The 12,865-nt window shown below is 55.3% G+C and carries 8 protein-coding genes; all 8 read right to left on the bottom strand.

Translation table 11 applies throughout. The features are described from left to right. Positions 1–21: 21 nt before the first annotated feature. The 8 genes from QDI87_RS00780 to QDI87_RS00745 all read right to left on the bottom strand — a co-directional run bounded on the left by QDI87_RS00780 (position 22) and on the right by QDI87_RS00745 (position 12,865). Positions 22–183: a hypothetical protein gene (locus tag QDI87_RS00780; protein WP_278741980.1), complete on the bottom strand. Its 162-nt coding sequence runs from the start codon at positions 181–183 to the stop codon at positions 22–24. 5 nt (positions 184–188) lie between these two features. After that, entirely contained in the window at positions 189–431 is a 243-nt protein-coding gene (locus QDI87_RS00775) for a hypothetical protein (protein ID WP_278741979.1), read from the bottom strand. Positions 432–501: 70 nt separating this feature from the next. Beyond that, the gene (locus QDI87_RS00770) at positions 502–6,753 is read right to left on the bottom strand and encodes an LPD38 domain-containing protein (RefSeq protein ID WP_278741978.1); all 6,252 of its coding nucleotides are present in this window, start codon (positions 6,751–6,753) and stop codon (positions 502–504) included. Between the two features lie 14 nt (positions 6,754–6,767). Continuing rightward, positions 6,768–8,279: a hypothetical protein gene (locus QDI87_RS00765; protein WP_278741977.1), complete on the bottom strand. Its 1,512-nt coding sequence runs from the start codon at positions 8,277–8,279 to the stop codon at positions 6,768–6,770. Continuing rightward, positions 8,279–8,512, bottom strand: coding sequence for a hypothetical protein (locus QDI87_RS00760; protein WP_278741976.1), 234 nt, complete (start codon positions 8,510–8,512; stop codon positions 8,279–8,281). The genes QDI87_RS00765 and QDI87_RS00760 overlap by 1 nt, the downstream gene beginning before the upstream one ends. Then, positions 8,513–9,700, bottom strand: a complete 1,188-nt coding sequence (locus tag QDI87_RS00755; protein WP_278741975.1) for a Hint domain-containing protein — start codon at positions 9,698–9,700, stop codon at positions 8,513–8,515. It lies immediately after the preceding gene. Further along, positions 9,675–10,043, bottom strand: coding sequence for a hypothetical protein (locus QDI87_RS00750; protein WP_278741974.1), 369 nt, complete (start codon positions 10,041–10,043; stop codon positions 9,675–9,677). The genes QDI87_RS00755 and QDI87_RS00750 overlap by 26 nt, the downstream gene beginning before the upstream one ends. Positions 10,044–10,090: 47 nt before the next feature. Beyond that, positions 10,091–12,865 (bottom strand): ComEC/Rec2 family competence protein, encoded by a 2,775-nt coding sequence (locus QDI87_RS00745; protein ID WP_278741973.1) that lies wholly within the window; start codon positions 12,863–12,865, stop codon positions 10,091–10,093.

The following is a 12,865-nucleotide window of genomic DNA, read 5'->3' as shown; positions in this document are numbered from 1 at the left end:
TGTGGACACGCTGTGTAGGTATCACTTCACGCCTCCTCCATGCTCTACTGCGGTTCGGCCGAGATAGCCGATGAGCCCGCTCCCCAAAGTAGTCTGCAGCTCTGTACTGCCGCCAAAGAGGATGGCAGCGAGCAGGGCGATGACGAGGCCTGTGCCTACAATCATATCCGTTGTTACATGCATACACATCACCTCCCGAGCGCCCAGGTGAGGACGCTTGCAAAGATGCCGACGAGCGTTGTACTCATCCCGATTGTCCAGCAGACGTCTTTCTTAAATTCGTCGATGCGATGATGCGCGGACTTCGTCGAGTCGATTGCTGTAACGACATCCGGCGTCATCACATCAATCTTCTCTTTGAGTTCCTGCACAGACGCGACGAGGGCATCCACCTGCGTCTCGATTTTTGTCAGTCGTTCTAGTAGATTCATGTCCAATCTCCATATTCCTTCCATCTGCTTTTCTCCCGTATCGGCGGGGGCCGTTCCCTCGTGTCCATGCTTACTCCCTATACATCTTCAGCGCATCGCGGGCAACCTTAAGCTGCTGCTTGTTGATCTTGTCGACGGCATCTTGGTCGCCGTTCTGAATGGCCGCCCGCTCTTTCTTGTTGAGGTCGCTCATCTGCTTCTGCGCATGGTTCATGAGCTTGTGGTTGTACTCGGTCTTGGCCGTTGGATGGCCCTTCGTATTCTTCTCCCCGTAGTAATTCGATTCAGCCTTATCCATATGATCATAGAAATCTTGGATGGACTGCGGCGCGCTGTACGGGTCGACTGTCAGGGACTTGAGAGGATTGAGGTTGCGGCCCTTGCGTCCGGCCAGCGCGTCGATGAAGTTGTTGCCCTGTGTCCAGGCACCCGCCGCAAGATTCTGGCCGAGGTTGTCGACCTTGCGCGGCGACAAGCCGAAATGTTCGCCGATAAACTTCGCCACCTCCGACGTTGTCGGCCCATACTGCTGCTCTTCCGGCAGCTTCGCTTCGCGTTGCGGCACGATAGACCGCTCACGGAAGAAGCTGTAGTTCGCCTGCCATTCGTAGACCGCCTGGATGAGCGGCGGCAAGGAGACTGGGTTGAATCCCTCGAGAAAGCCTTTGGCCCATTCCTTCATGCCCTTGCCCGTTTTATCCTTGCCCTTGACCATATCGGCAATGCGCTCCGGCAAAGAGCCGAAGAGGAAGCCGGGACCAAAGGGCTTCGGATAGCGAACCCATCCCGTTTTGGACACCCATTTCGGCACGGGGATATTCCAGAACATATTCTTCTCGTATGGCATCATCTCATCGTACTCGGCGGCCGTTTGGTCGTTCGACTGGATGAGCGCGTAGAGCGCCAGGCTACCCATGATCATCGGCGCGGACCGCTTCATCATGCGCGCCGGATTCTCCCGGAAGCGCTCCATAAAAATGACCGGATCCTGGATAACGGCATTAAAGAAAGGCACGTATCGATTCCACTTGCGCCCCTTGCGCCCTGCACGCCCGAAGTCAAGCGTTGACTCGCGCGCCTCCATCGTTGCCTCGGTGATTGTCGCGCCGTGCTTTCGCGCCCGTCCATAAAGGCCCATGCGCGTACTCTGCTCAATGAACTCAGAGAGTGCAGGCAGGGACACAGCCGGATTGATGGCCTTGAAGATCTTGCTTCGCATTCCCTTCTTGGCATACGCCTTGGCGAGCTCCGGCACCATCGTCCTGCTGTCATGCGTGATGGCCGACATCAGCGCGCCCGACGTCACGAACTCATGGTACATGTCATCCTTGCGCAGGAGGTGCAGCATGCCCTTCGCCATATCATAGAAAGGCTTGTATCCGTACCTGGAATACAGGTATGCCGTCAGCTGGTCGCGCCCGAGGTTCTTCGCGAGAAAGGCAGGGTTGTAGACGACTGCGCCCGAACGCATCACGTTGGCTGGCATCTTCAAAAGAAGATGTGTCAGATTATCCATGCCGTCTGGCTTCAGGCTCTGCATCGCCTGATAGATTTCCGGCGTCGTGTCATACGTGACCTGCTCGCCGTGCTGCCAGACGTTAAAGGACGAGTCCTTCGGCTTTGCACTACCGCTGACTTTCTCGATGACGCCGCCCGTGCCGTAGAGCTCAGAGTGTGCGACGAATTTCTGCGCGACTTTATTGCGCTCGACCGCGATGAGCGACCGTGCGATATTCTGCGGGATGGTCTGCAAAGGATCCTTGACATCGCGCACAGAGCCCTCGTCCGTCAGCTTCTTGAGGTTGTTCGAGACATTGATAAAACCGTCCGACGAGCCGAACCCAAGCGAGGCACTGGCATCATCTTCGAAGGTTCGAGCCAGGCTGACATAATGCTTGTGGTCAGCCAGCAGTTTTGCGTAAAGCTTATCTGAGAGCATCCCTTCGTGGTGCATGATGGCCAGGATATTACGGTTCAGGTCATAGATATCCTGCGCCGCATCCTTGAGCCCCTGCGGCGCGCCATCGACGAATTGCTTATACTCGTCATAGCTGCGCGGCATCTGGTAATTCCTGCGTCCCTTGGCTTTCAGGTCATGCACTTCCATAAAGCGGCGGGCAATCAAGTAAGCACTGAGCGCTTCTTGATAATCCTTGAAGTTGTTCTTCTTCAAGAATTCTTTGTCGGACTTCTCGAGTTTCTGGATTTTCTCGAGTACCATCGGGAAGGTGACCGCCTTCTTGAGTACACCACCATAAATCTTATTGAGTGCCTTCGTCACGGCCTCGGCATCTTCGCCCGTCAGGAGCTGCATAGCTGCGCTGGCACCGCGGTCCTTGGCGATGCGGGCATACGTGTAGGCCGATTCCTCCGGCTGGAGCTTGCGTCCGATAATTCGCTCGACCATCTGCTCCGCTTTCTTGATGCCCCACTTGTCATCGACCCAGTTGATCATGATGTTGTCGATGGCCTTCTGTATCTTCTCGCGGATGGTAGGCGGCTTGTCTCTGTGGATTGTACTGAGGATCTGCGCGCCGAGCGGCTGCTTGTAGTAGACCTCCATCATCTCGCGCATCTCCCGGACGCGGGCGGCGAGATCCTTGTTCCTCCCTACTTCCTTCTCCCAAAAGTCGTAGAACGTCGGGAAGTCCGCCTTTGCCTCCGTGCGGTCATGCATGTATTCCTTGAGGAATTCCGCGATGCCTTCAGGCTGCAGCTCATCGAGACGGTAGTGGTTGAGGAAGCCGTCCGGATACTTGCGGTCCAGCACACGCTTGAATTCTGCATCATACGTATGACCTGCCTTATCCGTGAGGCCGAGCAGCAGGTCAATCTTGTGGCCGATCTCGTGCCACATCGTATCGAATTGACCATACTGCGCTGTGCGAGCCACATCCGCGCCGCGGTCATACTGGCCGTTTAGCCCTCTGCCCGTGCGCCCCGTGCGGATCGTGCCGAAGAGTTCCCGCGCGCGCTCGAAGATTTCCTCGCGCGTCACGCGGTCACCCTTGAAATGACCTGTCGGCTTTTTCGGGCCTAGTGTAGCAGTAGGCAGCCGGCCTTCGCGGTCCGGCACAGGTGCAGGCCGCTCGCCAGGCTTGAGTTTGACCGGCGCATTGGACTCGCCCTGGATGAGCGGATTCTCGTTTACTTCAGCGGACTTTCGTGGTATATTGGAGTTGGAAGATGGCTTTCTCGTTGGAGCCTGGTTCGCGGGTCTTTCCCCATCTTCCAGGGCCATCGAGGGAACGTCCAGGCGCGTTCTTAACTTCGATGGCCTTTCTAATTCCATATCCGTAAGTTCGACCGTATAGAGATGATTTTTATCATCTCTTATTTTGCGTACAGTCAATTTTACGATGCTTCCGTTTTTGCGTATGGCTTGGAATCGTGCGATTCCTTCGATATTTGGCCTGCCACGCCTATCCGCATGTTCCATGAGAAGGGTAGCTTGTTCAAACAGTCTCGGTGCTTCTAGCACAGTCTGGAAATGTTCCTCTGCGCTAAAGCCATTCCGTATAGATTTTGCCAATGCTTTGAAGGACACCATCTTACCGGCATCCCGTTTGCCGAGCACCGCGCGCATTCCTGTTTCTCTATTCTCGAATTCCTGCCCTTTGTACCTGTCGCGGACTTCTCTCCGGATAGCCTTTGCGGTCCCCGTCGTCCAGCCTCTCGGTTTTCTCGTCCGCACCTCGTAGCCATGAATGACCTGATTATCATCCTCGCTGGTATACGTCTTTTCTAAAGGACGTGTTGCTCTTTCCCCAGGACCGATCCTTCTCTCACCCTGCACCAGAGTGCCTGCATCCGCCTGATCCATCGCGCGGTCGAAGCTCTCCTCGGGATGCTCGCGCATGTAGTCGCGCAGGACGCGCATGTGGCTGAGTTCCCGGTCGAGCGTGTCAAACTCCTCGATATCGTGCAGGCGATCCTCTGCGAGGAAGGGCAGGTCGGCCTTTGTCGGCTTGCGGCCCAGCTGCTTGTAGGCATCCTGATACCACTGCGGATTGTTGCTCTGTGCCCAGCGGCCGTTGATGTTGCCGCGGTCATCCGTCGTGTAACCGATGTCCACGCCCTTGCCGCCCGGATTCTCCTGCATGAGGCGGACTTCTTCGTCGATCATGCGCTGGCGCTCTTTCTCGAGCGATGCGATGTAGTTGTCGAGGTCGAGCGCATCCTGCGCAGTTTTGCCCTCGCCCCACTTGATTTTCGCGGGTGCATTGGCGTTCTGCAAGTCTTCCGTCTCAGCCTTCGCGCGGGCGGCCTCAGCTTCGCCTGTGCGTCCCTGCACGCCCTCGTCATCCGTATAGATAGGATTACCCTCGACGTCGCGGAGAGGCCCCTCATCGTCCGGCTCAGCGGCCGAGCTCCTGGAGCTGTCATCGTCATCGAGCCACGACGAATCCTCTGCCGCACTGCTGCGTCCGCGGCGGATATTGGAGAGCGGCGTGCCGTCGTCCGAAATGTGGAAGTTGTAGCCCGTCGTGTTCTCCGTCCAGTTCGAGCGGTCGAATTCGTCGTAAGTCTTGAAGCCGAGCTCGTGGCATTTCTCCGTGAACTTCGCGCGGAAGTCCGGATCCGTCAGGCGGTCGTTGACGATGTCCGCCGCCTTGCCTGCCGCATGGTTCGGGTCGCTGTGCGTGCCGTCACGCATCGACGAGATATCGAGATGCTCACCGCCCGTCTGCTCGGCATACCACTTATCGAGCAGGCGAAGCTTGGCTTCCGTGCCCTCGTCAAATCCCTCGTGATTGACCCCGGGCTCGAGCGTATACTCTGCCGTCTCCGGCACGACGTAGCCGCCATCGCCGCCGCGGCCTGGCTGATAGTCCGGCTGGCCCATGACGTGTTCCAGATATTGCGGATCACCGCCGCCATTGTAGTCGCGGATGGCCGCATTGTAGTCGCCGCCGTCCTGATCCAGCATCGTGCGCAGGTACTTGGCCCCAGCATAGATGGACTGGCGCGGGTCGCTCACATCGTCATAGCCCATTGCCCGGCCCGTGCTGTCAAGTACCTGCATGACATTGGAGTCCAGCTCGCCGTGGTGGCTCTCCTGCTGGGCCATCTTGTGCAGGATGACAGGGTCGAGGTCATACTGCGCCGCCGCATCGTCAATCCAGGCATCAATGTCCCCGTGGCCTGTATCGATGCGGGCCGCACCGCCGCCATCATAGCCGCCCGACTCAGCCGCCGCATCGTCTGCTTCCTGGACAATGTCCTCAGCTGACTCGACGGGTGGCGGCGTCGTATCGACATCCTCATCCGCTGTCTCCCAGACATTCTTCACGCGGTTCTTCAGGCTTTCGGCACCGCGACCCACGGCACGTGCACCGTGATAGCCGCCCTCGGCCAGTGTGGCTGGCATGAGCACACGGTCCCAGAGATTAGCCGGATGCGCCTTGATGTCCTCGATGAGCTGCCCCGGATTGCTGACATCCGTGATGAGCTGATTGAGCGGCTGCACAACCATACCCTGCACGACCGCGCCAAGGCCGCCCTCGCCCTGACCGCCGTCCTCGCCTGTGCCGTGACCGAGGTACATGTCGGCCGTGTCAGAGATCATCTTCGGCGCAAAGACGGCACCGGCGATGGCCCGGATGGGTGCAGGCACGAGCGGCGTCATGGCCACCATGCCGGCAGGCCGCGCGACATCGCTGTAGACATCCCAGAGATTCTGCCCGGCCTTGTCATCGAGCTGCTGGAGCTGCTGCAGGCTCGTAGCCGTAAGCTCGTCATAGACCGTGCCTGCCAGCTTCGTGACATCCTGATAGAGTCCCTGCCCCCATTCATCGACATCCCGGCGCAAGTTCGCCTGGAAGGTATCCTGCGGCTGATTGTTCAGATCATACGACGGGTCATTGAGTCGCGCAAGAATCGCATCTTCATTCGTCTGCAGAGCATCTGCGGCGCTGTTATCGCCATTCTCCGCCTGTGCCGCCGACTCCGGCGTAATGTTGCCATCGTCGTCCGTTACATTGTTGAGAATCTCATGGTACGTTGTGTTGTTGTAGTGGTCGGCAATGGCATCACCGATATCCCCGACCGTCTGTGATTCGCCTTTTGCATAGTCCATCTGCATCTGACTCTGGTCCTGCTGCACACCGCCGACAAGTGTCAGGATGTCATGCAGGTCCTGGCCCAGGCCAGCCATAACACCAGCCACTGCATCAGCCGTGCTACCCGAATCATCCGCATCATCTGAGCCGCTGAGGTCCATGTCGGCAGAATCCGGCACGTCCTTCGTCGATTTCAAGAAGCCACGGACTGATGGATCGCTGTCCGTCCCGAGAAAATTATTGACTGCTTCATCTGCCATAGTTCAATCTCCTATCATTCGGGAGCGTCATCGCCCCAAACATTGTGGTAGTATTCGATGGCCGAGGGCGGCAGGTAGGCGTCTGCCTGCTCCTCGCTCATACCGGCGTTCAAGAGCTGCTCTTTGACCTGCGTAGGCGTCTGCCCCTGTGCCAGCATATCCGTTACCTTCGACTCGACCTTCTTCGAGTTGAAGTTCGCGCCGCCGGACTTTGACGATCCTCTACCACCGCCACTACTGCTCCGTGTCGGCCGATTCTCCGTTGCGACGTTATGCCGGTGCGTTTCACCTTCTGTGACGCCATTATGGCGGATACGTTCAAGGATATCTGCCTCCTTAAGATTAACGTCCTGCTGTTCCTTCCAGGTCGGTGTCTTGACCTCTTTCATGATCGGCACCGCATAGATAGGCTTGCCGTTCTCGTCGACGCCGAAGCTGCCGCCATTCTTTTTGACAGCTACCCAGCTCGTGTAGCCGCCCTGGTTCGATTTCGTGACCGACACCTCGCCCATCTTCTGGAGCTGCGTCAGGAGCGACGTGTCGAATTCTGGCTGGCCCATCTGCTTGGCGGCGATATTGTAGTCCGTCATCATGCGGCCCGCCTGCATAAAGACCTTCGGGTCGTTGAGGTTGTCCGCGTTCTGCGCAAGGAAATTGTCGATGGGCACGCGGGCCTGTGCCATTGTCGCACCGCAGAACGCATTGAGACGGTCCTGGATAGCCGAGTCGATGAGCCCTTCGGCCATCTGCGCCCCGCGGACGCCGTAGCGGCGCAGCGCCGCCTGCATGGCCTTTGCCTTGAGATCCGCCGCGCGCTCCTTGACCTCCTGAAAAGACGCGGCCCGCGCTTTGCCCGTGTAGCCGTACTGCTCGAGCCCCGTCTTGAAGCGCCCTGTGCGCGCGCTGTAAGCGTTATCCGCTTCTGCGCGGCCCTGCGCGTAGTCGAGGTTGGCCTTGACGCGCGCCTTCTCATCGCCGCCCGTGTAGGTATTGCCCGCGAACCACTCCGGATGCTCCTTCTGGTTCTTGGCAAATTCATCATACTGCGACTGGAGCTTCGCCTTCGTCGCCGCGGATGGCTGCTGTGCCGCGTTCGTCAGATTCGTCGCCGCCTGGATAAGCGACTGGCTCCCCGGGGCCATCTTCTGGATGGGCGTCAGCTCGAAGGCCGGCGTGTTCTTGTGGAGCCAGTCCGGGTTCGGCAGCTGTCCGCTGACCTGCATCGACTGGACCGCTCCCCGCATCGCCTTATCGCCATACTGCTCCGGCGGCACGTCGACCTTCTCATAGACCGGCTCCGTCATCTTGTCGAGGCCCTGCTTCATCTCCGGCGACGAAGCATAGCCGATGGCCCCCTCATACGCCTGCTTCTGCCAGTACGCCCCGAGAATATCCGCGAGCGCCTGCACCGGGCCGTAGTTGCCGCCGTTCATCTGCGCGCCAATCGTGCCAGGCATGCCCCGCATGAAGTTCTGACTCCCGTCGGCCCAGCCGCCCGTCCAGTAGTTGTTTCCTGTCCCTGCCATCACTTCATCGCCCCCTTCATCCAGTACGAGCCGAGGACCTGCGCCAGCGCGCCGAGCGGCGAGCCGTTATTTTGCGCGAGACCCTGCTCCGCCATGAGGTACGGCAGCGCCTTGAGGTAGCCAGGCTGCATTTGCGGATTAGCCTGCTGGTTCGCCGCGGCAGGATTCTGCACCATATTCTGCGCCGCCTGCAGGAGCGAGAGCGGTGCCTGCTGATTGAACATCGATACCATTTAATCACCCATCCCTTCTGCCGCCACATCATTGGCAAAGAAGATATTGCACTCCGCCGGGCCCTCGAGCGTCAGATCATACACGAGCTCCTTGCGTCCTGTGTCCATCTCTACGCCAAGTACCTCAACCGGATTGCCCTGGAAGACGACCGCCCGCGGATGATGCGCGCTGTCGATGCTGGCGAAGTGCTTGCCGTCATAGTAGCGCTGTCTCGCCGTCGTGTGCCATACCGTGCCGTCGCCGAAGTACACATCCACAATATCGCGCAGATGGCCGCCCGTGACCGAGGCCACACGCTTCGGTACCACATCGCCCTCCGTATCAAGAGAGAGGACCATATCGCCGGGCTGTATGTCGCGGATTGCCGTGTATCCCTCTGGCGTCGTGACGAGCGTCTCGCCCGTGAAGCAGAGGATAAACGCCGTGCCGAGCGTGCCAATCGTCGACCAGATGCCGCTCGAGCCGTTGCTCGTCGTCGTAGACGTACTGCCCGTGCCCATGCGGCCCGAGTACATCGTGTTGTACATATTGCCGGCAGGATTGGCCAGCGCCGCCGCATAGTCAAAGAGGCTGTTCGTCGGCGTCTCCGAAGCCTGCTGGGCGAGCTGATTGCCTGCCAGGATCTGATTGGCATTGGACGCCGTACTGCCGAGCAGGCCCGAGTACGTGCCGAGATCCGACGTGTACGACTTGGCCAGCTGACTCGCCGCATCCTCCGAGATATCATCGAGTGCCTTGCTCATGACCGAGCTGTTGATCACACCGCGCCCCGCCAGATTGTTGACCGAGCTGCCGACCGTCGCCTGCAGGTCATCATTGAGCGCCTTGCGCCGCGCCTCAGCAAACTGGCTCGGCAGGTTGCCGGCCAGCAGGTCATTGTAACCGCCCGACACGCGGCCCATCGTGCCGTTGTAGTCTCCCGCCAGCCTCGTCCAGTCTGGGTTGTACTGGCGGTCAATCGACTGTAGTGCCCTGCTCATGATACCGCCAGCGCCATTTAGGCCACTCTTCGCATAATTCATGAGCCCGTTCTCGAGGTACGATTCATTCCACGTTTGCCCCGGGATCACGCGGCTTGTCGTCGTCTTACTGCCGCCGCCACCTTTTTTCATACGCGGGCGGCCCTTCATCAAGATCGGATTGATGGGCATGCCGAAGCAGTCAAGTTCGATTCCCTTCCACATCATTCAAAACCTCCGTAAACGCCCAGTACCACTTTCCATTGGCCCCGCGCGTGCTGTACTTCAAATCCAGATGCGCCTTCGAGAGCCGAGCATAAGCCTTCGCCGGATGGAACGTCTGCGTCGTCACCTCATGGCACCCCATACGCCGCGCTATCTCCCGCGCCCGACGAAAGAGATACTGGTAGTCATCCGTGGCAAAGTGGTCAATGTACAGCACCCCGCCGGGGAATACCTTGTAATAGAAGAACCCATGCTCCGGCTCGAAGTAAAGCGACGCCCCCTCGATGGGGTCCGCAGGTTCAGCGTGCGCTTCGTACCATGATTTCCATTCATCAAAAGTTTGCATATCATCACCTGAAAATTTGTGTCACCTTCTTATTTTATTTACTCTCTTTATCTATTACTTGGACAATCTATAAATTTAGAAAATCCCGCAATATATGTTGTTACATTACTCATTGTTCCCCATCTATTGATTTGTACTACCCCGCCTGCTGCGTCTACCACATTTATTAGTGTTGATATATTAGCAGCAGATACTGAAAACGACGAGAATATTGAGGACTGTTTTACTACCAGTGCTTTCCCTGTATCATGAATGTTTAGACGATCTATACATACATTAGAAGCTAACATTAATATCCCTCTTGTGTTTGCTGTGTATGTAATAGGACTACCATTATATTCACAGTTTCCAATATAGCCTTGGGAATTTTCAATCCTTATACTAATATCTTTTAAGGCATTTATTGTTACTTTAGTAACCTTGAAATGAGTATTATAAAATTCTAAATCTCTACTTATAAAATTTGTAATACCTATTTCGACATATTTAAAATTATAAAATTGAGCTGTCCCAATCGTTACATTTTCCCCTACAATCCTTATTGGATTATTTCTTCCAGAACTATAAATAAAATATTCATAAGTTCCATCCGCTAAATGAAAAACTGGCAGAATATTTTTGTGGTCAGGAATGGCACATAAAGCATGACGTAATGTCTTAAAAGGCTTACTTTGTGTACCATCGGGTTTTTTTTCCGTTGTTGCCGGGTCTACATAAACATCCACTGTTGTTGGGGTAAATGAATTTTGCGGTTCATATATACTAACATCAGAACAATCATTTAATCCCACCCCATCAGAAATGTATTTTGCATTTCCCTTCATTAGATAGCCAATTTTACAGCCTAGAGCTGCTAACTGCGTTTGTACGCCCCCTTTACTAAGATAATCCCCACCGTTTAAACTAACACCATGTTCAAAACACAAATTACATAATGCAATTTGTGGAGATATTTTTTTTAGGTAATAAAAATTTCCACTTCCTTCTGCCGACACCCCGTGATGTGGAACTTTTAATAAATCTATTTTTTCGTATTTTCCAATACTATAAAGATAATGTTCTGTACCATATCCGTCCCCAGTATACAAAACTTTTACATTTCCATGCCTAACTAACGCATATACACTTCTGTTATTTAGATCATTACCGTGATACTTTTGGTCGGCAGGTGACATATTATATAATTCGATCAAAACATTTCTATCTAATTCAAAAGTCATATTATCATTTATCTCAAATGTTTTTGCATTTTCCAACCACGATTTTACTAATGCATATCCAGATTCTGATTCTGCTATTGTCTTTGGTGGAATCATCCATATAGTTTTAGAGAAATCAACATTTGACTGATTGATAAATTGCTGAATATTTGCGTAATGATCCTCGTGATAATGTGTAAGTAAAAATATGTCTATTTGTTTAATTCCATTTTCTATGCAATATTCTAGTATTACATTTGCATCATCTACATTCCCCGCATCAATCATCATGGTTTTATGAGTAGTTTTTATTAATTCACAATCTCCATGATGTTCATAACTCTCTGTCCTTGGAAACAGAAATTCAACATTTCCTGACATATTCCATCTTCTAATATCCCATTCAAAACCATTCGCCGCATTAGCCGCAATAGTGACATTGCAAACGCTAATCCCACCTGTCGGCAACGCTGGCACTACAGGAGTAGCACTAGCCGTACCTGTAACCTTTGCCACCGCACCAGTAGAATCAATATAGACAAGGTCAATGCGCGGATTTGTGCCGTCTGCATTATTCAGTGTGATATTCGTTGCAGACATCTCTTTGCGCGTTCCGTCAGATAAATGCACCACGCCTGCGCCGACTGTTACTGTAAGTCCGCTAATGCTAGGTTCACAGCCACTTACTATGCCGTAGCCGGTGGATTCGGCGAGGGCTTTGGTGAGGCTGGACTTCTGGATGTCGATGGCTTTCATCTCGTCGCCATTGTACTCGCCGAGCATCTTGTCGCCGTCCATGATCATGAGGTTCTTGCCCGTGCCGACGGTGCCCTTGTTCTCGGCATGCCAAGTACCATCGCTCGTGCGGTAGACGGGAATCTGGCCGTCCTGCAGGTCTTCTGGAGCAAAGGTCTTGCCGGCCATCTTGCGGGCGTTGCCGAGGATATCGGCGTTGAGCTTGCCATTGACATCGGCGCGGATGAGCTTGCCTGCCGTGCCGTTATCGGCTACGTCCGACTCCGTGAGGAAGGCATCGTCCGTGCTGCTGCGGAAGCCGAGATTCTGCTTCAGGTCGCCAAGCAGGACCCAGCCCGTCGTCGCGTCCTTGCGTGCATAGATCTTATCGCCGTCCACCTTGAACTGGCGCGGGCAATTCGTGATTGTATCCGTATCTTTGTCATAGACGAGGCGGTCCTCATCCGCAAGGTCGAGCCCCATCTGGATGGCCTTGTCCGCAATCTTCGCCGCATTGCCGAGGATATCCGCATTGAGTTTGCCGCTGGCGTCCGCGCGGATGAGCTTGCCCGCCGTGCCGCTGTCCGCCACATCCGATTCATGCATGAAGGCATCCGAGGCAGACGTGCGGAAACCGAAGTTCTCCTGGACATCGCCGAGCAGGATCCAGTCCGTGTTGGCCTGATTGCGGATGTAGAGCTTATTGTCATCGACCTTGAGCTGGTACGCCTCCGGGTTCTGCGTCAGCGTGCCGCCCGTCGGAGAGCGAAGCTCATTGAGCGCCGAGAAGATATAGGCCACCGTCTTCATGTACTTCTGCGCAAAATCGTCCACTGTATCACCGCCATAGCGGTAGTCCAGCTGGGTAGGGTCTTCATATTTACTCAT

Origin of the sequence: Mitsuokella jalaludinii, assembly GCF_928722185.1 — a bacterium.
Taxonomy (GTDB): Bacteria; Bacillota; Negativicutes; order Selenomonadales; family Selenomonadaceae; genus Mitsuokella; species Mitsuokella jalaludinii.
The sequence above is the reverse complement of the archived record's forward strand: the minus strand, read 5'-3'. Positions and strand labels throughout refer to the sequence as shown.

What these genes read in the sequence shown, in the direction of transcription:
- QDI87_RS00775 (WP_278741979.1), bottom strand. Translation starts at nt 431, where the DNA reads ATGAATCTACTAGAACGACTGACAAAAATCGAGACGCAGGTGGATGCC.
- QDI87_RS00745 (WP_278741973.1), bottom strand. Translation starts at nt 12,865, where the DNA reads ATGAGTAAATATGAAGACCCTACCCAGCTGGACTACCGCTATGGCGGT.
- QDI87_RS00755 (WP_278741975.1), bottom strand. Translation starts at nt 9,700, where the DNA reads ATGATGTGGAAGGGAATCGAACTTGACTGCTTCGGCATGCCCATCAAT.
- QDI87_RS00760 (WP_278741976.1), bottom strand. Translation starts at nt 8,512, where the DNA reads ATGGTATCGATGTTCAATCAGCAGGCACCGCTCTCGCTCCTGCAGGCG.
- QDI87_RS00765 (WP_278741977.1), bottom strand. Translation starts at nt 8,279, where the DNA reads ATGGCAGGGACAGGAAACAACTACTGGACGGGCGGCTGGGCCGACGGG.
- QDI87_RS00770 (WP_278741978.1), bottom strand. Translation starts at nt 6,753, where the DNA reads ATGGCAGATGAAGCAGTCAATAATTTTCTCGGGACGGACAGCGATCCA.
- QDI87_RS00780 (WP_278741980.1), bottom strand. Translation starts at nt 183, where the DNA reads ATGCATGTAACAACGGATATGATTGTAGGCACAGGCCTCGTCATCGCC.
- QDI87_RS00750 (WP_278741974.1), bottom strand. Translation starts at nt 10,043, where the DNA reads ATGCAAACTTTTGATGAATGGAAATCATGGTACGAAGCGCACGCTGAA.